The organism is Pseudomonas sp. RT4P38, from assembly GCF_054897765.1.
In genome coordinates this window covers 4,197,271-4,223,598 of record NZ_CM142703.1, presented here as the reverse complement: position 1 = coordinate 4,223,598, position 26,328 = coordinate 4,197,271, and the positions used below count along the sequence as shown (strand labels likewise).

The window sequence follows — 26,328 nt, the reverse complement described above, 5'->3', positions numbered from 1 at the left end:
GTAAAGTGGCGGCGGTGCTCATCGTTCTGGTTTAAGCGGCCGCTCTGGCGGGAACCTGGTTCGCCTGCAAGCGCTACTAAATAGCTCTTAGTCTCTCCTTGATGCCGATGGGTACAGGATGAAAAAATATGAGTAGCGAAAGTTCAAACACCAAAGCTGAGCCTTTTCGTATTCCGCGCACGATTTGGGCTCTTGGCTTTGTCAGCCTATTCATGGATCTATCGTCCGAGCTGGTACACAGTTTACTGCCTGTGTTTTTGGTCACTACATTGGGGGCGAGTGCATTGGCCGTCGGAGTGATCGAGGGTATTGCCGAGTCGACCGCCATGCTCGTCAAAATATTTTCTGGCGCTATCAGCGACTTTATTGGTCGGCGCAAAGGATTGCTGTTGCTTGGATATGGTTTAGCCGCGCTGAGCAAACCACTTTTTCCTTTAGCTCATTCGGTGGAAGTGGTCTTTACAGCACGATTGCTGGATCGCATTGGCAAAGGCATTCGTGGGGCCCCACGAGATGCTCTGGTCGCAGATGTGTCGCCACCAGAAATCCGTGGCGCCTGCTTTGGACTGCGGCAGTCGATGGATACCGTAGGGGCTGTTCTTGGCCCTGCTCTGGCCATCTTGCTTATGTTATGGCTCGCAGATATACAGCTTGTCCTGTGGTTTGCAGTGATTCCGGCAGCAGTGGCGGTGGCGCTCATTGTCATAGGAGTAAAAGAGCCCATACACCTCGCGAGCGAACACAAATTTCGATCTCCAATTCATTGGAAAGTCCTTCACGACTTCTCCTCTGGGTATTGGTGGGTCGTCATAATTGGGGGGGTGTTTACGCTTGCTCGTTTCAGCGAGGCGTTTCTGGTATTACGAGCGCAACAGATAGGCCTGTCGATCACCTGGACTCCACTGGTGATGGTGGTAATGGCACTTTTTTATACGCTGTCTGCTTATCCTGCCGGCTGGCTATCTGATCGCATCCCTCGCACGAAATTACTCTGCGTAGGGATGGGGATACTCGTTCTGGCGGATCTGGTGCTCGCTCGATCCAGTTCTGTCATCACGATGATGCTGGGCGTTGCTCTGTGGGGGCTTCATATGGGATTTAGCCAAGGCATTCTTGCCTCGCTGATAGCTGATAAAGCTCCCACAGAACTCAAGGGCACGGCCTTCGGCATTTTCAATCTTGTCAGTGGTATATGCATGCTGATCGCCAGCGTTCTTGCGGGCTGGCTTTGGCAAAGCATTGGGTCAGATAGCACTTTCCTCGCGGGTGCACTGCTTGCCACAACAGCTCTGTTGTTACTGTTATTCAGAAGCAGTAAGCGCAACCAAAAGCAAAATAAATGTTTCTGAACGAACAGCTAACCGCTTCAGGCGCCACTCGTTGTTCCGGTTCTATGCGCTTTAGACCTTAGCAATGAAAGGCCGCTTTTGGCCGTTTTCTGTCTAATGCAAGAGGTAACTATGGGTCGACTTCAGTTAGCCGTAACAGACGGTCATAAGGGCACGCAGGAAGCCGTGGCCGAAATCACTTATGGTCGGCACCTACTTGGCTATATACCAAGCCATAAGATCAAGCCCCGAATCAGTCGGGGCTTGATGTGGCTCACAAGGCGTCAGGATTTGCGTCCGCCGCCGGGACTTTGAGTACCTCCTTTACGGTCAGCCTCAGCGGTTTTTTCCATGTCCTCGGCATTGTTACCGCCGCGACTGCTTCCTTGCCCACCGCCGGTCGATTGATCAGCGTCGCGAGACTGGCGTCCGCCCGAAGCTTGGCCTCCTTTTTGGCCTGCCTCAGAAGCTTTTTCTTTGTCATCAGCAAAGTTGCCTGCGCGACCAGCTCCTTGTCCACCGCCAGTTGAACGATTCGCATCATTCGACTGCTGCCCGCCCGAAGCCTGGCCGCCTTTCTTACCAGCTTCTGAAGCACGTTGTGGGTCGTTGGCAAAATTGCCACCTGAGGTCTCTCCGCCTTTCTTGCCGGCTTCTGAGGCCTTGTCCCGGTCATTGGAAAAATTGCCGGGATTATCTTTTCCGGTATTAGCCATCTCTAGCCACCTCTTCTCAGTTACGAGCCCAGTGGCTCGTCTAATTCGGAGGTCTCAAAAAGTCGAAAGTTTGAACAGATATGCGCCTCTCACGACAAGCGGAACCAGGCTATTAGTTCCGCAATAATACATTCGAATCGACTGGCGGTAGAGGCGACGCAGGTGTCATACCGCTTGGATTTTCCTTAAAAGAGGTCAATTCTTTACTAAGGTTAAAAGGTGCTCTAGCCGTCCCGTTAAAAAGGGTAAGCCGATGACCGAACACATCGTCCACTTTCATTGCCAAATCGATCAGGGAACGACTGAGCGCTTCCGGGACTGTTGCCTCGAGGCCATCGATCAAGGCGCCACCTCCTTGCTCCTCAATCTTTCTACAAGCGGGGGTAGCACTAACTTTGGCTTCACTCTTTACACGTTCCTGAAGTCATTGCCGGTACCGCTATGCGCAATCAACGCGGGCAACATCGAATCAATGGGCATCATTATGTTTTTGGCGGCAGGCCGACGCATCACCTCGCCCCACTCACGCTTCCTAATTCACCCGATGAATTGGTACTTCAGCCAAAAATCAGTCGACCATCAGCGCCTGCGTGAATACCTGTTGAGCCTCGACAACGACCTCGCGCGTTACGTGCAAATTTTCACAGTCGAAACTGCTGACGCAGAGACCAAGCTCGATATTTTTCATTGCCTCTCAGCGGAAGAAAAAGTCATCGCTGCACACGAATCCCTGGCCTACGGCATTGCTCATGAGATGCAACAGATGGTATTCGCCGATGATGTCAAACACTGGAAAGTAAGTGGTGGATGAGGTCGGAGCGGTCGTCATGAGTAGGCAGCTTAAAAATGCTGAAACGCATCAACATACTGTACCCCGCTAGTATTTCCGAGGATCTGCGGTACGAGGGAATGTGCATCAAACATATAACGCGACCGTTCAGAGAATGAGTCCTTTCTCCCTCAGCCTAGCCCAAAGCAGGGACTCTGTGCGCTACGCTCAGAATCCCTGCTACAACGGCCGTTCAGAAGTTGATGTGACGCGCCCCTCATTAACTGCCGCAGATTTCGGGCAGGTCGCCAAAATACGGTGTTCGATCCCATCGTCCAGCAGTCCTAGCGTCGCATCGGTGAGTAGCTCGCCATCCAGACTGAGTGTGTGTGTTGCGCCTTCGTTTTGGCGCACCTCGATGTGGTAGAGGGTTGCACCGAACCAATAGTGGAGGGTGAAACCCGGCCAATCGGCTGGCAGTACCGGTTCAATGCGCAGCGAGTTGGCGCAGCGTGTCAGTCCCAGCAGTGATTCGACGATCAGGCGATACATCCAGCCCGCCGATCCGGTGTACCAGGTCCATCCGCCGCGTCCTGTGTGGGGCGCAACCCCGTAGACGTCGGCGGCCATCACGTAAGGCTCAACCTTGTACGTTTCGATTTGTGCAGCGCTGCGACGGCTGACGGGATTGATCATGCGCAGCAGCTCCCACGCCTTGTCGCTGTCGCCGAGACGGGCGAAGGCCATACTTGCCCAGACAGCAGCGTGCGTGTACTGGCCACCGTTTTCGCGTACGCCGGGTACGTAGCCTTTGATGTAACCGGGATCCAGTGCACCCTTGTCGAACGGCGGGTCCAGTAATAACACCACGCCGGTATCGCGCCGGACCAAGTGCAGATCAAGTGAATCCATGGCCGTTCGGCGCCGTACCTGCGATGCAGCCCCGCTGAGCACCGACCAGCTTTGCGCTATGGAGTCGATACGACATTCCTCGTTACTCGCAGAGCCCAATACCTGGCCGTCGTCGAAGTAAGCGCGGCGGTACCAAGCGCCATCCCAACCCTGATTTTCCAGGCTCACACGCAAGGTTGCCGCCTGGTCGGTACAACGCTGGGCGAAAACCATATCGCCTTCCAGCTGCGCAGTACTGGAGAATTGCAGCAGCACCTCGTAGCCGAAGAAGCCAAGCCATACGCTCTCACCAAGGCCTTGCTCGCCAACCCGATTCATTCCGTCATTCCAGTCTCCGCCCCCCATCAACGGCAGCCCATGGGATCCGCGCTTGAGGCCATGCTCAATGGCGCGCACGCAATGTTGGTAGAGGCTTTCCTGGAGTTGCGAAGTGCCGGGCAGATCGTAGTAGGAGTCTTCGCCAGCATTCAGTGCGCGTCCCTCGATATAACCCACCACTTCGCTCAGTACACTACGATCACCGGTGATGGACACATAGCGGCTGGTTGCCAGGGGCAGCCAGAGGAAGTCGTCGGAACAGCCCGTTCGCACACCCCGACTTTGCGGTGGATGCCACCAGTGTTGTACGTCGCCTTCGGGGTACTGATGCGCGGCGCAGAGCAGCAGGTGTCGGCGCGCGGCAGCCGGGTCGGCATGGATCATTGCCATGCTGTCCTGCAATTGATCACGAAAGCCAATGGCTCCGCCGGATTGGTAATAGCCGCTACGCGCCCAGAAGCGGCACGCGATGACCTGATACATCAGCCAGCCGTTGACGAGCACATCGATGGCTGGATCGGGCGTCTGAATTTGTATGGCCCCCAAGGTCGTGCGCCAATGCATACGCACAGCGTCGAGTTCACCCGCCGCGGCTTTGGCGCCGCGGTATTTTTGCACCAGGTGGGTGGCTGATTTGGCGTCCTGCCCGGCGCCGAGACGGAACACCACGTCCTGGCTTTCGCCGTCCGCCAGTTCCAGTGCGACCTGCATCGCTGCGCACGGGTCGAAACCACCACCACACCGTCCGGACAGTCGGGCACGAGTCAGTGCTGCAGGCGTTTGCAGGGTTCCGTTGCGACCAATAAATTCGGCACGATCACCGCTAAAACTGCGCCCCGTCGAGTCCGTGTCGAGAAAGGCGACGCGCCCGGAGAACTCGATCGAAAAGGCGTTGCGCGCGAACAGCGCGCCACTGAATGGGTCCACCTCCGTGACCACATGCATGGCCGACTTGCTGCGCAAATCCCCCAGTACCCACTCCACATAGCACGTTGCCGACAAACGCCGCGGCCGGCCGCTGGTATTGCGAATTTTCAGGCGCGAGAATTTGATCGGTGCATCCAGCGCCACATAGACCCACAACTCGGTTTGGATGCCGTCCTCTTCATACTCGAATACGCTGTAGCCGAAACCATGGCGAGTACGGTAAAGGCCATTACCTGGGCAGGGTTGCGGGGTCGGCGACCAGAAGTGGCCGGTATCTTCGTCACGCAGGTACAACGCCTCACCGCTGGGGTCAGAGATCGGGTCGTTATGCCAAGGGGTGAGACGATATTCGTGAGCATTCTCGCTCCAGGTGTAAGCTGCGCCGCTTTCGGAAATCACCGTGCCGAAGTGCGCATTGGCCAGCACATTGGCCCAAGGCGCGGGTGTGGGTTGGCCTGGTCGCAGGGTCACGACGTATTCGTTACCGTCCGGGCTGAAGCCACCGTAGGGATTGCTCAGTATCAAGGCAGGGTCGGTTTGTGCGGCAAAAACCACAGGTGGTTGCTCCACTCGCACAAGACTCGGTTCGAGCCTGGGGAGTAAGGGGTCCGCGCGGCGCCGATGGACTTGATCGGCCAGGCTGCCGTGGCCGTCATTGAGTACCAGGCGGGCCACCGATAGCATCAGTGTCCGGTCCTCGCCCGACAACTGTTGTGCCTGGCGCACAAAAATCCCGCCAGGACGGTCGACCAGGCTCGCTTCACTGCCCGAGGTAACCAGTCCCATAATCAGGTCTTGCAGTTGCTGGCGATAACCGGCCTGATCCTCGTTCCAGATCACCAGATCGACCGACAGGCCCTTCTGACGCCAATAGGCATGAGCTTTGACCATCTGCTGCACAAACTCGATGTTAGCCAGATCGCTGATCTGCAGCAGCACGATGGGTAAGTCGCCCGATATCGCCTGTCCCCAGAGGCTGGACTGGTTCCGCCGGTTGGCCACCAGCACGCTGCTCTCGGCCCGTAATGCAGCGCTGGCGTAGATAATCGACGCGGCCATCTGCTCGAACAGACGTGCGTCGCTCAATGAAGCGTTGAGCTGGCGCAGCAGCACTTGGCTATGGGTCCAGGCCAAGTCAAAGACGCGATCGGCCAGATGACGGTCGCGGTACTTGTCGATCAGGTGCAGGCAGTTGTCGCGGCTGTCGGCAAGGCCGGTCACCAGGTCGATGGTCGCCGTCTGACCGGGGTCCAGGGTGATGCGACAACGTATCGCTACAATCGGATCAAGTACCGGGCCGGCGGTTCCTGATAAATGTTCGACCTCATCGTCCATCGCCGCCGGGGTCACGACACTGCGCCCACGACCGATAAAGCGCGCACGGTCGGTCTCGTAGGAGAGCGCATCGACATGTACACCATGCGCTGCCAGCAAATGACACATCCAGGGCACTGTTTCCTGGCTGGAGCGTGGCCGACGCGTGCAGATGATTGCCTGCAGCGGGTGCAACAGCTCGGTCTGCACGAACAGATTGCTAAAGGCTGGGTGCATCGCATCGCTGATGGCCGAAGCCAGCACTACCTCGGCGTAGCTGGTGAGTTCAATACTGCGGCGCGATTGCGCGCGGTTGGTAATGTGCAAGCGGCGCAACTCGATGTCGTCCTCCGGTGATACGACGATTTCGGTATGAGTGTCGAAGTCTTGCTCACGTACACGGAATTCGGCACGGGCATCAGTGAAGATGGCTTCGTAGCTTTGCGGATGGCGCAACGTCGGTTGGTGCGCAGCGGACCAGAACGTGCCGCTTGCAACATCGCGCAGGTAACAAAACATACCCCAGTTGTCGCAGGTGAAGTCTTCATGCCAACGGGTGACAGCAATCTCGTTGCTGCGGCTGTAACCTGCGCCGGCACTGCTGACCATCACATGGTAGCGGCCATTGGAGAGCAACTGCACCGCAGGGCGTTTGCGGTCAGGATCGGAAAAGACTCGCAGCTTGGTTTCATGTATTCGTGATGCCCGGTCCGCAGCCGGCGCGCTTGCGGCATGCAGGTACTGTGCGGCGGTCTTCGGCACACGCTCCTGCAACAGCAGGGTGGTCGCCTGGAATTGTGGGTCGGATTCGAAACGTCGCTGCATCGGACGGTCAAGTAGCAGGAAAGTCAGCGCGAGCAGGCTCATGCCCTGGTGATGCGCCATGAAGGAATAGACGACTGCGCAACGCTGCCCGCGTTGCAAGCGCGCCTCGGTGAAATCCACGGCTTCATACAGGCCGTAGCGCCCGGCCAGGCCCAGCGCGGCAAGTCGCTGCAGGTTCCGGCACGAGGCCTCGGGGGCCACCATCAGCGCCAGGGCGCTGGCATAGGGGGCGACAACGGTGTCTTCGCCAAGGCCTCGCTTGAGACCCAGGCCTGGTACACCGAATGCGCGATACTGATAGTTGGAGTGAGCATCCTGAATGTTGTAACCCGACTCGGAAACGCCCCAGGGAATGCCCAACTGATTGCCGTACTCTATCTGCAAGGCGACCGCTGCGCGGCAGGTCTGGTCGAGCAGGGTACCTTCATAGTTGGGCATTACCAGCATGGGCATCAGGTACTCGAACATCGAGCCTGTCCATGACAGCAGCACGGGTATGCCGCCGCTGCTGGTGAGCAGCCTTCCAAGGCTGAACCAGCCTTCTTGAGGTAACTGGCCTTGAGCGATAACCACATAGTTGGTCAGTCGCGCCTCCGAGGCCAGCAAGTCGTAATAACCCGTATCCAGCTTGTGGTCGCTGGCGTTATAGCCAATAGCGAAAAGATTGCGCCGTGAATCATAGAGAAAGGTGAAGTCCATGTTCGCCATGGTGTCGGCCAGATTGGCCAGGCGGGTGACCGAGGCAATGCGCTGCACAGCCAGGCGCTGCACGGACGTCACTTGAGCCTGCTGAGCCGGCAACCAGCGAGCGACATCGAGTTGCGCCAATTGGCGCCAGCTGAGTGCCAACGGCTCTGCCCTGTCGATGGCGGGCGGCAGTCTAAAGCGCAGCAACTCGGCCTGCAGATCCTGACATTGCGCGCACAATGCCTTGAGCCAGAAAGCGGCCTCACCGACCGTCGCCAAGTCGCTGAGGGCAGTGGGTGCATTCATGCGCTCCAGCAAGGTCAGGAGCGTCTCGGGGGCGTCGTCAGGGTTCGAAACAATCCGGGCCTGCGCCACGAACGCTTCGTCTTGCAGGGTTCGTACCTCGGCGTCGTCCAGACCCGCGGCGAGCAGGGTGTCTTGCAGCACATTCAGGGTGTCGATCAGCCCATTGACCACCCGCAGATCAAACAGTGGCGCATCAATCAGGTCCAACAGCCCTGGGCGCAAGGTCAGTAGCAGCCCTGCCAGATTCCCGCTATCTACCGTCGATACGTAGAGCGGTGGCAAGGGCTTGAGCGTCAAGGTGTCATACCAGTTGTAGAAGTGCCGGCGGTAGCTCTCAAGGCCAGCCATGCTGGACAAGGACTGATCGAGGCGCTCCAGTAGCCGCTCGCCACTCAGATAGCCAAAATCATGCGCGGCGAGATGGGACAGCAGCGCCATGCCCATATTGGTCGGCGATGTACGGTGTGCAATGGCAAGGTGAGGCTGCTCCTGGATGTTGTCAGGGGGTAACCAGTTGTCGGCCGGACCGACGTAATGATCGAAGAACCCCCAGGTTTTGCGCGCCAGGGAGCGCAGGAAGCGCAGCTCCTGCGCTGAAGGATTGAACTTCGCCCGGGGGGAAGGCCGGCTGAGCCACCAAGCGACAGCCGGGCTCGTCAGCCACAGCACCAAAAAGGGTCCGGCCAAGGCGAGCACGTTCGGAGTGGGTAGTAAAAGTACAAAAAGGACCGTCGGCAGCAATGGGGCTATCCACATTGTGCGATACAGCTCAGATAGCGTGTTGCTGTCGCTGCGTTCCACTTCCCGTGAAGGGTTCCACTGCAACAGACGACGCTTGCTGATCAGCATGCGCCACAGCGTACGGCCGATTGCATCCAGGCTGTATAACGCTTCGAACGGCAACCAGACCAGAGGAAGGACCGCCCGCATAAAGTGTTGGCTGGAGGTGCCCAGGGCAGCGGTCAAATGCTGCTCGATCGGAACGTCGACGGTTTTGTGCATGAGCTCCTGCAAGGCGCTCGACAGCGGCGGGATCAGTACCAGGATAAGCACCGCGAAGGTCCACGAACGAGGCTCCATTGCTCCAAGCCAGCCCCACAGCAACATTATCAGGAAAGCGCTCGGTTCCAGACTGCGCCGAAGATTGTCAAAAATTTTCCAGCGCGCCACGGCGCAAAGACGATTGCGCTCTAGCCCTCCACCTGCCTTGGGTGTCCAGGGCATGACCCAAGGCAGCAACTGCCAGTCCCCGCGAATCCAGCGATGCCGGCGCTTGACGTCGGAGCTGTAACGGGCGGGGTATTCTTCAAACAGTTGCACGTCGCTGAGTAACCCCGAGCGGGCATAACACCCCTCGATCAGGTCGTGGCTCAGGATGCGGTTCTCCGGGAAACAGCCTTCCAGGGCGTGCTCGAAAGCATCCACGGCGTAGATTCCTTTGCCAATGAATGAACCCTGCTGGAAAAGATCCTGATAGACGTCCGAAACAGCGCGGGTGTAAGGATCGACGCCTGCATCGTTTCCGAACAGCCGGGCATAGGAAGAGCGTGCAGTGCTCGGCAGGCTGATGCCCACTCGCGGTTGCAAAATCGCATAACCGCTGCTGATATGGCCCTTGTGCGGGTCGAACACGGGGTGGTTGAGCGGGTGCTCCATCGCGCCGATGCATCGCTGTGCAACATCACGCGGTAATTGGGTATCAGTGTCGAGGGAGATCACGTAACGAACGGCAGTCAGTGCCTGGATATTGCCCACGATCAGTGAAAAGTACTCCTGGCCCCGGCCTCGCAGCAGGGCATTGAGCTCGGCGAGTTTGCCGCGTTTGCGCTCATAGCCCATCCAGGTGTGCTCGGCCTCGTTCCAGCGTCTTGGTCGGTGCAACAGGAAAAAGCGGTCATTGTGTGGGTCGGGGTATTTCTGATTCAACCCCTCAATCAACCGCCGTGCCAGTAACATCAGGCTCGCATCCTGCTCCAGTTCCTGGGTGGGGGCATCCATGAAATCGGTGAGCAGGGCGAAGTGCAGATTGGCATCCCGATTGGCCAGGAAGCGTACTTCCAGGCCTTCGACCAACTCTTCGACATCCACGCAATGGGCTATCAGGGTGGGAATGACCACCAACGTGCGCGCTTGCAGCGCGATACCCTGGCTGTAATCCAGCCGGGGAACAAAGCTGGGGGGCATGGTGAGAGTGATCAGCCAATTGACCAGCCCGATGGCCAGGCGGCTGGACATCAGCAGCGTGGGTATCGCGAGCAATACCAGCAGGTATCCAGGCCTTGCGTCGCGATAAACGGTCTCAAGGAAAGGCCAGGCGAACAGCGTTGACAGGATCAGCACCAGACCCAAGTAGAAGGTCAGCGGTGCGCGCAGCAGCAGGCGTGACCATTGCTCGCCCAAGGGCACTCGAGCGGCGATTCGATGCTCGAGTTCATTAAGCCCAGGGCCCACCAGGTAGTAACCCACATGTGCAGCCACGTCACCCTCGGGCGGGGGCCTTATCCGGGCATCGGCCAGGGCGATGGCCGCTTGTGCGACGCTTTTTTCAGCCTGGTCACAGTTCCTGGCCAAGCGTTCGACCACATGCCGGTAGTGATCACGGGTCGCGAAATCCATACGCGCGTAGACCCCTGCCGGATCTGTGCGCAACACATGCTCGACGTGGCTCAGATGTTCGACGAACTCCTGCCAGTCGATGGCCGACAGCAGACGCAAGCTGGCGATGCTGTTGCTGATGGACACCTGATCGGCGGCTTGCTGCTGGGCATCCACCTGCACCAGGCGCTCGATGTTGAGTCCTGACTCGCTGAGCATCTGCTCGATCCAGGCCAATGGCAGTATCAGCGCGGCACTTTGCCCTTGTAACCGTCGCGCCAGTTCAGCGACGAATGATGAGGTCATCGGCGGCTCCGAGCGCGCCATGTCAGCAACCGTCAGAACCACGCTTTTGGCATCGCGCTCGGCGGTTTCGATCAAGTGATCGGCCCAGTCATTGGCCAGGTTGCGGTCATCCCAGTTAGCCATGACTCGCGAAGCTACTCGCCGCAGATTCTCGATCAGAGCCAGGCGTAGCATGATCGGAATCGCCCACAATTCGCCGAGTGTGAGTGGTGTTATCGTCTGATAGAACACTACAAAACGGCTCAGACTCTCCTCATCGACCCTGCCGTCGCCATGTGAAATGGTCTCCAGAGCGATGTCGTAGACCCGTGGCAATCCTGCCGACGGGCCATCGGCCAATTGCGGCAACTCACGGCTGTAGCCTCGGGGCAGGTGAGACTTGGTGGTGCGGATTTGTTCTTCGACCAGGTAATAGTTGTCCAACAACCATTCCGCTGCCGGTGTTGCACGCCGGGCGGACAACGGTGCCGCAGTGAGCGCCTTGCAGCTACTGGCTAGCGTCGTCTCGTTGTCGGCCAGGCGCGCCAGCAGCGAGTCTTTCGCCGTGCGGCCGCTAATACGGTGCTGTTGGGCCAGTAGTGTTCCATGGCTGGCCATCTGTTCGGCGCTGAACAACTCCGAGCGCAGCAGTGATTCGTACTCGAATTTACGACGTGATTCGCTCCACTGGCGATAGTAAATGGCAGGCAGACGCCAGAACCGGAAGAAGACGTGGGTCCATTGACTGTCCATGTTTCCTTGCATGACGCGCCCTCGACGAATGGAGTGATGAGGGTGGGAGGGCTCCCGACGCAGTTCATGACCTGATGGTGCGTCACGAGCACCTTGCAGCACACAACTACGGCTGGCTTGGAGTCTGCCAAAGGAGCTGATCTATGTTTGTATGCCTAGCGAGCATAGCTGCGTCAGCGGCTGATCGGAATTTTATGTCCACCCTGACTTGCGACATAACGGACGTTGGTGTCACAGCGTCGCCGATGACAAGCGATCCTGTTGCCCATTGAACGCTTCTGGCCGATTGCTGCCAGTCGCGAGGGGTTGTTTTTGGCCGGTAGCTGCCTGTCGCAGATCTCGGGCTACATTGAGGTTTAGCCGTATGAGTCCGGTCAGCACACCCCCCCGGCTTCCGGCCCGAGGCTAGGTTGTAGGGTCAACTCCCACGCATTAGTGCGGACATTATCCATGGAGTCGGTAGGCTCAATGCAACTGTCCGTGTAAGACGGTGTGCCTTCTGATTGGAGCGTTATAGATGCCATTCCAGATTCAGAAACGGCGTGTTGGCTTCGGTGCCAGGTGTGTTGGCAGAGTTGTTACCGAACTTGTTCTTCCAGTATTCGTAACCCACCCCGGCAAAGAAGGTGTCTTTCTTGCCGAAAGTGAGCTCGCCCACGTCCACCAATAAGGCGAGGTGCACGAGCGTTTCGCTCACGCTGTCGTTGCCGAAGCCGTCCTTGCCCTTGGGCGGGATGAAGTTGGCAAAGCCCTTCCATTTGAGCGGTACCGAACCGAGCTGAAATGGAATGTCCCACGCGGTTTCCAAGTAGTAAGTGTCGTTGAAGCGAATATCGTGCTCCTGGGCAAACGGCAAGCCATTGTGGTTGCGCTCGGAGCGGTACATCACACTGAAGTCCCAAAAACCTGTCACGTTGAAATTGATCGTCGGGCCGATGACGAGCATGCGTTTTGCCGGCGCGAAGGCAGTGTTTTTGGTGTTCCAGTCGACACCACCCGAAAGCGACCAGTCCCGAACGGGTCCCCACTTGAAATCCTGGCCGGATATTTTATTCAGTGAAAGTTGATGGCGATATATCGCATACACCTCGGTAGCACCGTTGTCGCCGCCCTCGGCTGGATCGTCTTTATCGGAAAACAACACCTGCACGTCGAGGAAGTTGCTGCCGTATTTGTATCCGTCAACGTGAGTGAACTCAACGATGTGCTTGGCGATCGGGCCATCGATGCCCGGCTCAGCGAAGTGGGTGCCATACCAGTAACTGATTGAGTTATCGCTCCAGTCGGCAGCTTGCAATGAAGTGGCCGTCGTCAATAACAGAGTACTGATGGCAAAGGTCTTCCGAACGAGAAACGTGCGGTTCTGCATCTTTCATTTCCTTGAGTAGTCGTCCACTTCGGCTTGAGGGACTTTTTTATAGGTGCCGAGAAACTGTTGCCGTTTGAAACCAGCTCAATCGACCACTGCCGCAGCCTCCAACGTTTCACACACCAGCAAATCCACGTAATGAATCGGTTTGCTCCGATGCTTGAGCATCCCGCCGTTACGCAGATTCAACGCCGCCGTCATCTCCGCCAGAATCGAGAGCGCGACGCTTTCGGGCGAGTCGCCGCCAAGGTCCAGGCCCATTGGGTAGTGCAGCTGTAGCAATGCATTCAGGGCAGGATTATGTTGGCGAATGTCGGTCAACAAGCGCTCGGTCCGCTCGCGGGGGCCGAGTTGGCCGATGTAGGCCGGTGCGCCTTGCAGCAATTGGCCGAGCCAGTGTCGGTCCTGGCGGTAGCTGTGCGTCATGACGGCCACCGCGGCCCCCTCGATCAACGGTCCGAGGACAATGGAGGCGTCGAGGTTCGCGACGATGACCGCATCGGCCTGCGGAAAGCGTTCAGGGCGGGCAAAGTGGCTGCGGCTGTCGATCACGCTGACGTGCCAGCCCAGCAGTTTGCTCATGCGCACCAGTGGCTGGGCGTCGTGGCCGGCGCCGAAGATCACCAGGCGCGGGGGCGGAGCCACGTACTCGAAGAACACTTCGACTTCTCCACGGGCATCGGTGTAGAGCCGCAGAGAGGATTTTTTCTCGGTGAGTGTTTTGCGCAGGTCTTTGCGGATGCTGCTGTCGAGTGCGCGATTGCGCAGCGCGGGGCTTGCGTGCGACACCAACCGATCACCGACCCGCACCGACGTGTGGCGAGACGTGGCAATGATGGTCGCCATGGCCGCGGGTTGCAGACTGTCACGCACCTGTCGCAACAGTTCGATGGCCAATGACGGGGTCTTCGCGCGCAGGCGTTCGAGCATGACGAAAACCGTGCCGTTGCAGCCGAGGCCGAAGGTCGGGGCGCTTTGGTCATCGTCTTCATCTTCGGTGGCGCCGGTGCTGTAGCGGCGCACCACCGGCTCGCCAGAATCGGTCAGCCACCAGGCCTTTTTGGCCAGGTCCTGTTCCAGGCATCCGCCGCTGACGGTGCCGATGGTTCGGCCGTGGAGGGGGATGAGCATGCGCGCGCCAGGGCGGCGGTAGGCGGAACCTTCGACCTTGACCACGGTGGCGAGGACGGTTTCTTCGCCTTGTCGGGCGGCAGTTTCGATGGCTTGGAGGAGGTCGTTGAGGCCGGACATGGTGTGTTCTCCCAAAAGTCGGTGCGCAACCTGTTGGAACCGGCAAACCAGCTCCAACAGGGGGTTGTGTTGGCGGTTGGATCAGTCGACGACATGCATCAACTGCTGCACCCCTTCCCACGCTTCAGCGCGCATGCGCTCCAGATCCAGCCCCGGAATCACGCCGTCGTCGACCACCAGTCGCCCCCCGACCATGCTGTACCGCACGGCAATCGGCTCACCCGCGACCACCGGCGCCAGCGCGATATCGTGGAAGCCGAAGAACCGTGGATGATCGAGGCCATAGATCACCAGATCCGCAGCCTGGCCAATTTCCAGCGTTCCGACCGAACCCAGCCCCAACACTTGCGCGCCGCCGGCCGAGCCCCAATGAATCACATCTTCGGCGGTGGTCGCTGAAGCCCCTTGTTCGGCCCGATGAATCAACCACGCCGTGTGCGCCTCACCGACCATACTTCCGGATTCGTTCGATGCCACGCCATCCACCCCAAGCGATATCGGCACCCCGGCCTCATACATCTGTGGCACCGGCGCGACGCCGCTGCCCAGCCGTGCGTTGCTCACTGGGCAATGAGAAATGCCGGTGCCAGTTTGCGCGAGCATGCGGATTTCCCCCGGCTGCAAATGCACCGCGTGGGCGAACCAGACGTCGGGGCCGAGCCATTCGTGTTCGGCGACGAATTCCACCGGGAGGCAGTTGTATTTCTCGCGACAAAAGTTGACGTAGTTCTGCGTCTCCGAAAGGTGCGTGTGCAAGCGCAATCCGAGGCCGCGAGCGGTATGCGCAAGCTCGCGCAGCAAGGTGGGCGGCAGCGAGAACGTCGGCGTCGTGGGCGCCACCACCACTCGACGCATCGCATCCGGAGTGTCCTGGTGGTACAGCGATTTGAGCCGTTCGATGTCACCGACCATCTGCTCAAGCGTCTCCGGTTGCAGCGCCGTTTTCGAGAACCCCGGATGAGCGCTGGCGGACTCCAGTGCGCCGCCCCGGCACAGCACAAAACGCATCCCGAACGCGTCGGCCGTGTCGAACAGCAGGTCGCCGGTCTCGGTTGTGCCGTTGGCGTGATAGAGGTAATGGTGATCGGCGCAGGTCGTCACCCCCGACAACAGCAACTCGGCCATGCCTAATCGCGCGGCGATCTGCGCCAGTTGCGGTGTAAAACGGTTGAGGCGCGGGTAGGGCACGCTGGCCAGCCAGCCTTGCAAGTCTTGATTCAAACCTTCGGGCACGGCTTTGAGCAGGTTCTGAAACAGGTGATGGTGAGTGTTGATCCAGCCCGGGTAGACCACCGAGTGGCGGGCATCGATCACCCGTTCGCCGGGTTGCGCCACCAGGTCCGTCGCCATTTCAGCAATGCGTCCGTTGACGATGCGAATGTCCACGTTGCCGGCCCGGGCACGCGGGCCACGCAAGCCGGTCATCACCGCCACCGGGTTTTTGATCAGGATGTTTTGAAGTTGAGTCATGTGCTTCTCCAGTCAGAGGCTGTGGGGGGCAGGCTTGGTGGTTGCGCTGTCAGGAACGCTGACGCCGTTGAGCGCAGCGTTGAGCAGCACCGACACCAGGCAGGCAATCACTACGCTGCTGTGCAGGAACGGCTGGGACCACTCGGGCATTTGCTTGAACAGGGCAGGCGCGAGCACCGGCACCAGGGCGGCGGCGAGGGTGAAACCGACAATCAACACATTGAAGCGATTGCGCTCGTAATCGACTTTGGCCAGGGTTTGAATGCCCGCTGCGGCGACCACCCCGAACATGGCAATCCCGGCACCACCGAGTGCTGCGGTCGGCATTGAGGCGATGATCGCCCCGGCCTTGGGCACCAGCGCCACCGAGCACATCATCAAACCACTGATCGCCACCACCCAGCGGCTGCGCACACCGGTGAGGATCACCAGACCGACGTTTTCCATAAAGGCAATAAATGGAAAGGCCGCGAACATCCCGGCGATGGTGCTGGCCAGACCGTTGGCGCGCAGGCCGTTGATCACCTGTTTGTCTTCCACCGGTTTGTCGACGATGTCGCCGATGGCCACGAACAGCCCCATGGACTCGACCATCTGCACAATCATCACCACTACCATGGTCGCAATCGGGATCAGACTGAAGGTCGGCAAACCGAAGTAGAACGGGTAGGGCACCGTGAGCCAGGGTGACTCCTGAACGCTTTGGAAACTGCCCATGCCCAGACCGTAGGCCAGACCCGCACCCACCAGCATGCCCACCAGCACCGCCATGTTGCGCATCATCGGGCTGCCATAACGGTTGACCAAGAGGATGGTCGCCAGCACGACGGCGGCGACTGCAAGGTACGCCGGCGCACCGAAATCGCTGGCGTGTCGGCCGCCACCGACCCACTCATAGGCAATCGGAAACAGCTGCAAACCGATCACCGTGACAATGCAACCGGTGACCACCGGCGGAAAGTACCGCCGCAATCGGCCCACGAACGGCGCGACGAGCATCGTAAAGATCCCCGCGCCAATCACCGCCCCGCAGACCCCGGCGAACCCCACCTCCGGGTTGGTACCGATGGCGATGACCGGGCCGACACTGCTGAACGCCACGCCCTGCAAGATCGGCAAACGCACACCGAATTTCCAGAAGCCGACGGTTTGCAAAAGCGTGGCGATGCCGGAGCAAAACAGCGTGGTGCTGATCAGCACCACGGTGTCGGCCTGGGACATTTTCAGGGCACTGGCGACAATCAACGGCACGGCGATGGCACCGATGTACGAGACGGCCATGTGTTGCAGGCCAAGGGTGAGCATTTGGCGGACCGGCAGAATCTGGTCGACCGGGTGGACGGTGGAAGGGGTTTTTGATGGGGATGTGGCTGACGACATGGGGAATCACCTCTTGCTGTTTTTATGCTGTAGAGAGGGGTATTCGTTCTGTGTGCCCGGAGCCGCCATCCACCGGCTCCGATGCCGTTTTTTCAGCCTGCCAGGCAGGCGGCAAAGCCTTGGTTCAACGCAGCGCGGTCCAGGTCGCGGCCGATGAACACAATCTTGCTGGAGCGTGGTTCCGTGCCCCATGAGGTGGAGGCACGGAACTCGACCAGGCTGTGAACACCCTGCAGCACGTAACGCTGATCCTGATCCGCGACGGCCAGCACGCCTTTCATTCGGTAGAGGTTGTCGGCCTGCTCATTGCGCAACTCGCTGATCCACTGGTGGAAGGCGAGCAGATTCACGGCGCCGTCCACGGCGATGCCGACTGACGACACGCTCGGATCGTGGTCATGATCCAAATCATGGTGGTGTTCGTCGGCGTGGTGATCGTGCTCAGAGCCGATTTCCATCAGCTTTTGCGTCGACTCGAACGCACCGATGCCGAGAATCTTCGACAGATCTATCTCGGCGTAGCTGGAGGTCACCAGATCCGCCGTGGCGTTTAATCCACGAATCTTGTCGCGCAGCGCTGCCACGTCGTCCTCGCTCACCAGATCGACCTTATTGATCACAATGCGGTCGGCGCAGACGATCTGATCTACCGCCTGGTTGTCCACGCCATCCAGCTGCAAATCCTCCAGATGCTGGGCGATGTGCTTGGCGTCGACCATGGTCACGATGGCGTCCAGTTCGACTTCATCGGCAATCGGGTCGTTGATAAAGAAGCTCTGCGCCACCGGGTACGGATCGGCCAAACCACTGGTCTCGATCAAGATGTGATCCAGCCGCACCGGGCGCGCCACCAGTTCGCGGACGATGCGCACCAGGTCCTCTCGAACCTCGGCGGTGCAGCACACGCAGCCGTTGACCATCTCGTAGATTTCTTCGGTCTCAGAGCTGAGCACCAGGTCGCCGTCGATGCCGACTTCGCCGAATTCGTTTTCGATCACGGCAATTTTGCGGCCGTGGTTTTCCCTGAGGATGTAGTTCAGCAGGGTTGTTTTGCCGGCGCCGAGGAAACCGGTAAGGATGGTCACCGGAATTTTGCGGTTCGGGGTAGGGGCGTTGAATGGGCTGTTCATGCGAGCTCCTTGGTTGTTGCGAAATGGCCGGTGGTCGATGGGCCGGGTTCACCCCAGCGCAGCGCGGTCCCGGCGTCGAGGCCGAACAGGTCGAGGACACGGCCGAGGCTGTGATCGACCATTTGCGAAAGGTTTTGCGGGCGGGCGTAGAAGGCCGGCACCGGTGGGGCGATGATCCCGCCCATTTCGGTGACGGCGGTCATGTTGCGCAGGTGGGCGAGGGTCAGCGGCGTTTCCCGGGCCATCAACACCAAGGTGCGGCGTTCTTTCAATGTGACGTCGGCAGCGCGGCCGATCAGCCCCGAGGAAGAGCCGGTAGCAATCTCCGCCAACGTGCGCATGGAGCACGGCGCGACCACCATGCCCAGGCAGCGAAACGAACCGCTGGCGATCCCTGCAGCCACGTCGTCGGCCCGGTGGTAGTGGCTGGCCAGCGCGGTGACGTCCGCCAGTTTGTAGTCGGTTTCATGGGCCATGGTCAGCAGCGCGGCCCGGCTGATGATCAGGTGGCTTTCGATGTTCAGTTCAGCCAGCAACTCCAGCAGGCGCACGCCGTAGATGAATCCCGACGCGCCGCTGATGCCGACCACCATGCGCTGGCGGTTCACGATTGATAGCCTTTGAGCAGATTGCGCGCGCGTTCGACGACGTCTTGATCCAGCTGCGCCTTGATCCCGTCGAATCCCGAACCGCGCGTGGCATCCAGGCCCATGCGCGAGGTGGTGCCGTTGACCGAGGACGAGGGGTCCAGCGGACTGCCGGGTAAACCGTCGATGACAAAAATATCCTGATGCGGCTGAAAGTGCGTGGCCAACGCCCACAGCACTTGGCTGTCGTCGCTGATGTCGATGTCGCTGTCCACCGCGATCACGGTTTTCAGGTACGGGTCCCAGCCGAGCAGGGCGAGCATGATCTGCCTCGCCTCGCCGTCGCGGCTTTGATCCAGCGCCACGTAGCAATGAAAGTGCGTGCCGGAGTTGGGGTAGTGCACGGCGGTGACGGCGGGGAAGCGTGCCTTGAGTTTCTCGCTCATTTCCGCTTCCCGTGGCAGCCGCGCCAGGGTCAGGTGTTCGGCGTACCGGCCGCCGACCACGTCCACCAGCCAGGCGTCCTTGCGCCGCATCAGGGTGTCGACCCGCAGCACGTTATTGGTTGAACGGTCGGAGGAATAGCCGCTGAACTCGCCGAACGGACCTTCCTCGGCATAGGCCGCCGGATCGATGGCGCCTTCCAGTACAAACTCGGCATAGGCCGGTACGCCGATCCCGTAAAGCGGGGTCTTGACCAGTTCCAACGGCGCACCAAACAGGCCACCGGCCACCGCGCGTTCATCACTGCCGAACGGCAATCGAGCTGCTGCGGCAAGCATAAACAGCGGATGAGCACCAACCACCATGGCCACGCGCAATTCTTCACCGCGCTCGCGAGCGGTTTGCAGCATGCGCCACAAGTGACCGCGCGAATGCAGGCTGGTGGCGAGGGTCTGCCGGGCATGGCGCATCGAGCGGTGATAGCTCATGTTGGCAATTCCGGTGACCGGGTCTTCGGCGATGATGATCGCGTTGGTAATGTACGGGCCACGGTCACTGTCGAAGTGCTTGAGCATCGGCAACAGTGCCAGGTCCACGGCTTCGCCTTCGAAGATCTCGTCCAGTACCGGACCGGTTTCGACGTAGCGGGGCGCGATCGGATGATTGGCGCGGGCCTGGAAGGTTTCGTGCAGCTGCGCCGGAGTGACACCGAAGATCCGCGCGATGCGAGTCCGGGAGGCGAACAGGTTGGTGGCCACTGGCACCCCGAGCTGGCCGACCTTTTCGCAGATCAGCAGCGGGTCGCGACCTTGGGTGGCCAGGGCATCGACCAGGGCGGTGACGTCCTGATCGGCGGATAGTTTTTCGTGAACGGTCAACACATCGTCCGGGTACTGTCGGCGATAGGCGTCGATAAAATCATGGAAATCCTGGGTTTCGCCGAGCGTAGAGAGGGTCATGGTTTCACCTCGTAAAAAGCAGGCGCGCAGGGCTGAGGGCGACGTTCGATCGACAAGCCGTTGGCCTGCCGGTCGATCGAACGCCGGGTCATCTGTGCGCCTGTAAAGTCGCTGTGCTCTGGTTTAAAACGCTTAGAGGTAGGTCGTGGTCAGACGAATGTCCGCCTCGACCAGGTCCTTGGGTGGCGGTGTCGGTTCGATGCCGCACAACCGGGCAATGTTGTTGCCCAGGTAATCCTCAAGATGATCCTCATCGATGCCCAACCCTTGCGGCGGGGGCGAACACAGGACTTCGAGTTCGCGCAACCACATGCCCGGTTCGTTCGGCGGCGAGTCGGTGCCGAAGACGATCTTGTTGCGCGGCAGCTCCTTGGCGAACTCGACGATCCGCGACTGGAAGCACCAACCGGATTCGCAGTACACGTTCGGCGTGTCCATGGCCATCCAGAACGCTTCGAACGAGTAGTTGCCGCCGGTCTGGATGCCGAAGTGACCGATGATGAAGTTGACCATCGGGAATTCGCGGATGATCGGGTAGAACATCGTCGGGATGGTGTACGGACCGTCACCCGTGTGGATCAGCACCACGATGTTGTACTTGGCGCAGACTTTCATCGCCGGCCGCAGCCAGTCCAGTGCCCGGTCGGGACGATAGCCGTGCATGTTGGCGTGCAGCTTGAGCATCTTGAAACCGTATTCCTTGATATGAAATTCCAGCTCTGCCGCACCGTTTTCCGGTCCCCAGCGCGGGTTGAAATTGAAGTTGCCGATGAATCGGTCCGGGTATTTCACGCAGAGCTCGGCGATGTAGGACATGTAGTCGCGCACACCTTCGCGGCCCCGACGGTTGCCGTCGCGATAACCGGTGTTGCCCGGTGGCGGCTGGATGAAACCCATGTCGATGCGGCGTGGTTTGCCGTTGATCATGTACGGGCCGTCCATCAACTTGAGCATGCGCTCGCCGGTGAACGGTTCGCCGGTGTGGCGCCAGGCCTCATCGACCAGGTTGGTGGGGTGCAGATGGGTATCGATAATCATCGGTTCAACTCCTGGCCAGTTGGGTAGTGACAGGGCGCTTCAACTGCGCCTCGGCTTCGGACACGGAACGTGGCGGCGGAGTCGGTTCGAGGCCGATCATCCGTGCGGTGTTGTTACCCAGGTATTCTTCGAGGGTGTCCTCGTCGAGATTCAGACCTTGCGGCGGCTCATGACAGAGCACTTCCAGTAGGCGCAGCCACATGCCCGGCTCGTTCGGAGGGGTGTCGGTGCCGAAAAGGATTTTGTGGGTCGGCAGGACCTTGGCGAACTCGACGATCCGCGATTGCAGACACCAGCCCGATTCGCAGTAGACGTTGGGCAGTTCCATCGCCCATTGCATCGGTTCGAACACGTAGACGCCGCCGGTCTGCACCCCGAAGTGCGCCATGATGAAATCGACGTTGGGGAACTCCTTGATCATCGGCACCCATTCCGACGGGATGCTGTACGGCCCGTCGCCGGTGTGCAGTTTGACCGGGATGCCCAGCTCGGCGCATTTCTCGAAGGCCGGACGGACCCAGTCCAGCGCACGGTCCGGGCGATAGGCGTGCATGTTGGCCTGCATCTGGACCATCTTGAAGCCGTGTTCCTTGACGTAACGCTCAATCGCCTCGACACCGTTTTCCACGCCGCAGCGCGGGTTGTAGACGAAGCAGCCAATGAAGCGATCCGGGTAGGTCTGGACCATCTTCAGCGTGTAAGCCATGTAGGCATCGATGGATTCGCGTCCGCTGAGGTCGCCGTCAGTCCAGGTGTAAATGGTGTTGCCTTGTGGCGGCTGGATGAAGGCTTTGTCGATACGGCGAGGTTTGCCGTTGACCCTGTACGGGCCATCCATCATCTCCAGCAGACGCTCGCCGGTGAACGGGTCACCGTCATGCCTCCAGGCGAGGTCCACCAGGTCGGTGGGATAGCAACTGATATCGATGATCATTGAAGTCGATCTCCTGATAGCGGGGAAGGGAACCTTGCGGTTCGCAGCAGCCACGTCCCGGGCAATCGGCCATTTCTATGCGCACTGCTACGCATTCCCTCGCCTGGTCGCATCCGGCTCGGGACGCTGGCTGCTTGGGAAGAAGTATTGGAAGGGGGGGAGGGGTTCGTACAATATTAATTGGGCGGGGTGTTGATATGTGTTCGATATGGGGCAGGGTTTTGTGGTGGATGTGCCGGCGCCATCGCGAGCAAGCTCGCTCCCACAGGGTTTTTTGTTGCGGCACAGATCGTAGTCACTCCCGAGAACCCTGTGGGAGCGAGCTTGCTCGCGATGGCGTCAGTCCAGTGTTTGCCGAGCCAACTGGCGGATCACTTCAACCACCGGCGCCACCCGCTCGGCCTGCCCTGGTGGCCACACCGCATACAGGTTGTAATGCGCCGGAATTTGCGCCGCGTTCAGCTCTACCAAACGCCCCGCGCGCAACGCATCCGCCGCTAGCAGCCCGCGCACCAACCCCGCGCCAACCCCGGCTTCGGCCGCTGCAATCAGGTTGGCCGCATTATCGAAAACCACCCGCGCATTCGGCTCGGTCGGCGCCATTGCTGCTGCATCCAGCCAGGGAATCCACGAGCGCCGCGTATACCCCAGCAGCGGCAACTCCAGCACCTGCGCCGGCGTAATTGGCACCTGCAACCCATGGCGCTCAAGCAGCGCCGGGGATGCCACCGCAGTCACTCGATCACCGCAGATCTGGGTCATCTCGCAGTCTTCCCAATCGCCATACCCGTAGCGCAACGCCAGGTCCACCCGCTCGAACGAGCTGCGATCCGAGCGCGGCATCGACAGCAATACCACTTGATGGTCAGGCAATAAATCGAGCAGTTCCGGTAGCCGTGGATTGAGCCAGCTTTGGGCCAATTCACTGTCGACATCAAGGGTCAGCCGCTGCGCGACGCTGCGGTTTTTCACCGAGGACAGCGCCCGGTCGATCTGCGCCAGGCCGTCGGACAGCACGCTGGCAAACAATTGCCCGGCATCGGTCAGGTTACTGCCGCCACCTTCGCGTACGAACAGCGGCTGGCCGATGAAGTCTTCCAGGCTGCGGATCTGCTGGCTGATAGCGCTGTGAGTCAGGTCGAGTTTGCGCGCGGCACTGGAGAAGCTTCCGCTGCGCGCGGCCTGGATGAATGCACTCATGGACTGCACCGACGGGTATCGCTTGTACATGCTGTTAGTCCTACTTACACAGGATGGCAGAAATCGTCGCTGGCCCGATTTTCCACAGACTCCCAATAATCGGCGACCAGGCCTGCACAAAGACGGGCCGCTCTCTTGGAGCCTGACAATGATCGAATTCACGATAAACGGCGAGCGACACGAGCTGGTAGAGACATCGCCCTCCATGCCCTTGTTATGGGTGTTGCGTGATCACTTGAAACTCACCGGCACCAAGTTCGGTTGCGGCATGGGCCTGTGCGGTGCCTGTACCGTGCACCTGGACGGTGTCGCAGTACGTTCCTGCCAACTGCCGGTCGCCGCCGTGGCGGGGCACAGCATCACCACCATCGAGGGCTTGTCGCCCACCGAACAGCATCCGCTGCAACTGGCCTGGGTTGCCGAAGATGTCCCGCAATGTGGTTACTGTCAATCCGGGCAGATCATGTCCGCGGCCGCGTTGCTCAACACCGGTGCGACAGTCACCGATGACTCGATCCGCAACGCCATGTCCGGCAACGTGTGCCGCTGCGGCACTTACGGGCGAATCAATAAAGCCATCAAGCGCGCAGCTGCTGCGCCGAAGGAGGCGTGATGACGTTTATCGACGACACACCGATCGAACTGCCGCGCCGTCTCTTTCTCAAGCAGGCAGCCACTGTTGCTGGCGGCCTGGCCATTGCGTTCTATCTGCCCTCAGGCATCGCCGCTACGGACCCGAAAGGACCTGAGCCTGCAGGTGAATTCGAGCCCAACGCCTGGGTTCGGGTATTGCCCGACGGCACGGTGAAACTGGTGGTACACAAACACGATTCTGGCACAGGCACCCATACCGCATTGGCCGCTTGCGTGGCCGAGGAACTGGACGTCAACCCGATGACCGTGCAGGTGATATCGCCGGAAAATCCGTTCTTTGAAACCTACATTCACCCGATATGGAAAGTCTTCTCGACGGGGGGTAGCACCAGTGTTTCGCTGGAATACGATCGCCTGCGGATGGCCGGTGCCACGGCGCGCGCACTGCTGATCACTGCGGCGGCCAAGCAATGGAAAGTCAGTCCCGACAGTTGCACAACCGAAGAGGGCCGGGTGGTGCATTCCGCCAGCAAACGCAGCCTGGGTTACGGTGAGCTGGTGAGTGTTGCCGCGAAGTTGCCAGCACCGGCCAAGGTCACTCTGAAGGACCCCGCGCAGTTCAAGTACATTGGCAAACTGCGGCACAAGCGCGATGCGGCGGCCAAGGTTTGCGGGCGCTTCAAGTACAGCATCGACGTGGAATTGCCAGAGATGCTGGTGGCGGTGATTCAGCGCACGCCGGTGATCGGCGCCAAGGTTGTCTCGGTGGATTCAAGTACGGCGTTGCAAGTACCGGGCGTGCGTAAGGTGATCGCGATTCCCGGCCGGCCAGATGTGCTGGGCGGCAATCAGGAAGGCGTCGCAGTGCTCGCGGACAACTACTGGGCCGCCCAACAGGGGCGTGCGTTGCTCAAGGTGCAATGGAGCGATTCGCCCCTGGCCGGTTTCGACAGCGATCAACTGGCGACGGCGCAAGCGACGGCCATCGACGACAAAAACGCACAACGGGTGTCCGCCATGGTTGCAGGTGACGTGAGCGCTCAGTGGCCGAAAGCCGCGAAGCTGCTCGAGGCCGATTACCTCATGCCGTACAAGGTGCAGAACCCGCTGGAACCGATCTGCATTACCGCCCAGGTGAAGAATAACGCCATTACTTACTGGGGCGGCGTTCAGGTGCCATCTTCGGCGCTGGAAGCAGCGCAAACGGTGTGCAAGATCGCCAAGGACAAGGTCACCATCAACGAGTTGGTGTCCGGCGGCAGCTTCGGGGCGCGGGAGGCCAAGTACTGGTTGTTCGAAGTGGCATACCTGGCGCAGGAGGCCAAGGTGCCAGTCAAGTTGATGAACAGCCGTGAAGACGAAATGCGTTCGCTGTTCATGCACCCGGCGACTCTGCATCGAGTCAAAGGTGCGCTGGATGCTCAGGGCAAACTCACGGCGTTGAAACTTGACGCTGTCTCACCGGCTTCGCCGGAACAGTGGGAACCAGGCTATTTCGAACGCCCCGATCACATGGACTACAGCACGACGGAGGCTATCACCGCGTGGGACTTTGCTTATCGTCCTGCGAATCTGGACCTGGTCTGGGTCAGGCACGAAAGCAACGTGCCCAGCGGTTGGTATCACTCCGTGAGTTTCATTCCCAATGTGTTTGCCGTCGAAAGTTTCATGGACGAATTGGCACACAGCGCGGGACAGGATCCGTTGGCCTTTCGCCTGGCCAACATGCAAGGCCGGCCCCGGCACGTCGCGGTGCTGAAGAACGCCGCCGAACGTGCCGGTTGGGGCCAGCCATTGCCGGAAGGGACAGCCTTGGGGATCGCCACCAATCAGGGTTACACCAGCTTCATTGCGGTGGTCGCCAGACTTTCGAAAAAAGACGGTGTGATCAAGGTCGATAAGCTCACCTGCGTGGTCGATTGCGGCCTGGCGGTGTCGCCGGGCGGTGTCGAAGAGCAGATCTATGGCGGCTTGATGTGGGGCCTCGGCCACGCGCTGTTCGACCGCATGGACATCAAACAGGGCAGGGTGGTGCAGAGCAACTTCCATGATTACCGGGTGCCCCGGATGTCGGACATGCCGGCGATAGATATTCTGGTACTGGACGGCGAGCCGAGCAAACCTGGAGGTGTCGGTGAACTGGGCAGCACGTCGGTGGTCCCGGCCATCGCCAATGCACTGTTCAGCTTGACCGGTGTGCGCCAGCGCTCGACGCCACTGACCCTGGGATAGCCGTC

15 protein-coding genes and 2 pseudogenes are annotated in these 26,328 nt (G+C 59.7%); 4 read left to right on the top strand and 13 right to left on the bottom strand.

Annotated features, from left to right (window positions below; all coding sequences use genetic code 11):
• Positions 1–128: 128 nt before the first annotated feature.
• Positions 129–1,349 (top strand): MFS transporter, encoded by a 1,221-nt coding sequence (locus ACYZT7_RS19500; protein ID WP_462037846.1) that lies wholly within the window; start codon positions 129–131, stop codon positions 1,347–1,349.
• 263 nt (positions 1,350–1,612) lie between these two features.
• Here the strand turns inward: ACYZT7_RS19500 and ACYZT7_RS19495 are convergent.
• A pseudogene (locus ACYZT7_RS19495) lies at positions 1,613–1,819 on the bottom strand (KGG domain-containing protein); the annotation flags it as partial.
• A gap of 63 nt (positions 1,820–1,882) precedes the next feature.
• A pseudogene (locus ACYZT7_RS19490) lies at positions 1,883–2,044 on the bottom strand (con-10 family general stress protein); the annotation flags it as partial.
• A 253-nt stretch (positions 2,045–2,297) separates the two neighbouring features.
• On the opposite strand from ACYZT7_RS19490, the gene ACYZT7_RS19485 reads away from it, so the two are divergent.
• Entirely contained in the window at positions 2,298–2,855 is a 558-nt protein-coding gene (locus ACYZT7_RS19485; RefSeq protein WP_449644751.1) for an ATP-dependent Clp protease proteolytic subunit, read from the top strand.
• Between the two features lie 198 nt (positions 2,856–3,053).
• Here the strand turns inward: ACYZT7_RS19485 and ACYZT7_RS19480 are convergent, their stop codons facing one another.
• The 11 genes from ACYZT7_RS19480 to ACYZT7_RS19430 all read right to left on the bottom strand — a co-directional run bounded on the left by ACYZT7_RS19480 (position 3,054) and on the right by ACYZT7_RS19430 (position 23,527).
• Complete coding sequence (locus ACYZT7_RS19480) at positions 3,054–11,735, bottom strand: GH36-type glycosyl hydrolase domain-containing protein (protein WP_462041830.1); 8,682 nt, start codon at positions 11,733–11,735, stop codon at positions 3,054–3,056.
• Between the two features lie 511 nt (positions 11,736–12,246).
• On the bottom strand, positions 12,247–13,104 hold the full coding sequence (locus ACYZT7_RS19475) for a hypothetical protein (RefSeq protein WP_462037845.1): 858 nt from the start codon (positions 13,102–13,104) through the stop codon (positions 12,247–12,249).
• 84 nt (positions 13,105–13,188) lie between these two features.
• On the bottom strand, positions 13,189–14,355 hold the full coding sequence (locus tag ACYZT7_RS19470; protein WP_462037844.1) for an XdhC family protein: 1,167 nt from the start codon (positions 14,353–14,355) through the stop codon (positions 13,189–13,191).
• An 81-nt stretch (positions 14,356–14,436) separates the two neighbouring features.
• Positions 14,437–15,825 carry an amidohydrolase family protein gene (locus ACYZT7_RS19465; protein ID WP_462037843.1) on the bottom strand — a complete coding sequence of 463 codons (1,389 nt, stop codon included), beginning with the start codon at positions 15,823–15,825 and terminating at the stop codon, positions 14,437–14,439.
• Positions 15,826–15,837: 12 nt separating this feature from the next.
• The gene (locus tag ACYZT7_RS19460; protein WP_462037842.1) at positions 15,838–17,205 is read right to left on the bottom strand and encodes a nucleobase:cation symporter-2 family protein; all 1,368 of its coding nucleotides are present in this window, start codon (positions 17,203–17,205) and stop codon (positions 15,838–15,840) included.
• A 92-nt stretch (positions 17,206–17,297) separates the two neighbouring features.
• Entirely contained in the window at positions 17,298–18,335 is a 1,038-nt protein-coding gene (locus ACYZT7_RS19455; RefSeq protein WP_462037841.1) for a CobW family GTP-binding protein, read from the bottom strand.
• Positions 18,332–18,928 carry a UbiX family flavin prenyltransferase gene (locus ACYZT7_RS19450; protein WP_461971025.1) on the bottom strand — a complete coding sequence of 199 codons (597 nt, stop codon included), beginning with the start codon at positions 18,926–18,928 and terminating at the stop codon, positions 18,332–18,334. The genes ACYZT7_RS19455 and ACYZT7_RS19450 overlap by 4 nt, the downstream gene beginning before the upstream one ends.
• 11 nt (positions 18,929–18,939) lie before the next feature.
• Entirely contained in the window at positions 18,940–20,325 is a 1,386-nt protein-coding gene (locus ACYZT7_RS19445; RefSeq protein ID WP_462037840.1) for a UbiD family decarboxylase, read from the bottom strand.
• Between the two features lie 132 nt (positions 20,326–20,457).
• Positions 20,458–21,363 carry an amidohydrolase family protein gene (locus tag ACYZT7_RS19440; protein WP_462037839.1) on the bottom strand — a complete coding sequence of 302 codons (906 nt, stop codon included), beginning with the start codon at positions 21,361–21,363 and terminating at the stop codon, positions 20,458–20,460.
• Positions 21,364–21,367: 4 nt separating this feature from the next.
• A complete protein-coding gene (locus tag ACYZT7_RS19435; protein ID WP_462037838.1) occupies positions 21,368–22,297 on the bottom strand; it encodes an amidohydrolase family protein in 930 nt (309 codons plus the stop codon).
• Between the two features lie 339 nt (positions 22,298–22,636).
• Complete coding sequence (locus tag ACYZT7_RS19430) at positions 22,637–23,527, bottom strand: LysR substrate-binding domain-containing protein (RefSeq protein WP_462037837.1); 891 nt, start codon at positions 23,525–23,527, stop codon at positions 22,637–22,639.
• 118 nt (positions 23,528–23,645) lie between these two features.
• On the opposite strand from ACYZT7_RS19430, the gene ACYZT7_RS19425 reads away from it, so the two are divergent.
• Both ACYZT7_RS19425 and ACYZT7_RS19420 read left to right on the top strand, forming a co-directional pair.
• Positions 23,646–24,110, top strand: a complete 465-nt coding sequence (locus ACYZT7_RS19425; protein WP_133102821.1) for a 2Fe-2S iron-sulfur cluster-binding protein — start codon at positions 23,646–23,648, stop codon at positions 24,108–24,110.
• Positions 24,110–26,323, top strand: a complete 2,214-nt coding sequence (locus ACYZT7_RS19420) for a xanthine dehydrogenase family protein molybdopterin-binding subunit (protein WP_462037836.1) — start codon at positions 24,110–24,112, stop codon at positions 26,321–26,323. The genes ACYZT7_RS19425 and ACYZT7_RS19420 overlap by 1 nt, the downstream gene beginning before the upstream one ends.
• Positions 26,324–26,328 lie beyond the last annotated feature (5 nt).

Bases quoted from the DNA above. Each gene is read 5' to 3' on its own strand.
- ACYZT7_RS19500 (WP_462037846.1), top strand. From the start codon at position 129: ATGAGTAGCGAAAGTTCAAACACCAAAGCTGAGCCTTTTCGTATTCCG.
- ACYZT7_RS19485 (WP_449644751.1), top strand. From the start codon at position 2,298: ATGACCGAACACATCGTCCACTTTCATTGCCAAATCGATCAGGGAACG.
- ACYZT7_RS19480 (WP_462041830.1), bottom strand. From the start codon at position 11,735: ATGGACAGTCAATGGACCCACGTCTTCTTCCGGTTCTGGCGTCTGCCT.
- ACYZT7_RS19475 (WP_462037845.1), bottom strand. From the start codon at position 13,104: ATGCAGAACCGCACGTTTCTCGTTCGGAAGACCTTTGCCATCAGTACT.
- ACYZT7_RS19470 (WP_462037844.1), bottom strand. From the start codon at position 14,355: ATGTCCGGCCTCAACGACCTCCTCCAAGCCATCGAAACTGCCGCCCGA.
- ACYZT7_RS19465 (WP_462037843.1), bottom strand. From the start codon at position 15,825: ATGACTCAACTTCAAAACATCCTGATCAAAAACCCGGTGGCGGTGATG.
- ACYZT7_RS19460 (WP_462037842.1), bottom strand. From the start codon at position 17,205: ATGTCGTCAGCCACATCCCCATCAAAAACCCCTTCCACCGTCCACCCG.
- ACYZT7_RS19455 (WP_462037841.1), bottom strand. From the start codon at position 18,335: ATGAACAGCCCATTCAACGCCCCTACCCCGAACCGCAAAATTCCGGTG.
- ACYZT7_RS19450 (WP_461971025.1), bottom strand. From the start codon at position 18,928: ATGGTGGTCGGCATCAGCGGCGCGTCGGGATTCATCTACGGCGTGCGC.
- ACYZT7_RS19445 (WP_462037840.1), bottom strand. From the start codon at position 20,325: ATGACCCTCTCTACGCTCGGCGAAACCCAGGATTTCCATGATTTTATC.
- ACYZT7_RS19440 (WP_462037839.1), bottom strand. From the start codon at position 21,363: ATGATTATCGATACCCATCTGCACCCCACCAACCTGGTCGATGAGGCC.
- ACYZT7_RS19435 (WP_462037838.1), bottom strand. From the start codon at position 22,297: ATGATCATCGATATCAGTTGCTATCCCACCGACCTGGTGGACCTCGCC.
- ACYZT7_RS19430 (WP_462037837.1), bottom strand. From the start codon at position 23,527: ATGTACAAGCGATACCCGTCGGTGCAGTCCATGAGTGCATTCATCCAG.
- ACYZT7_RS19425 (WP_133102821.1), top strand. From the start codon at position 23,646: ATGATCGAATTCACGATAAACGGCGAGCGACACGAGCTGGTAGAGACA.
- ACYZT7_RS19420 (WP_462037836.1), top strand. From the start codon at position 24,110: ATGACGTTTATCGACGACACACCGATCGAACTGCCGCGCCGTCTCTTT.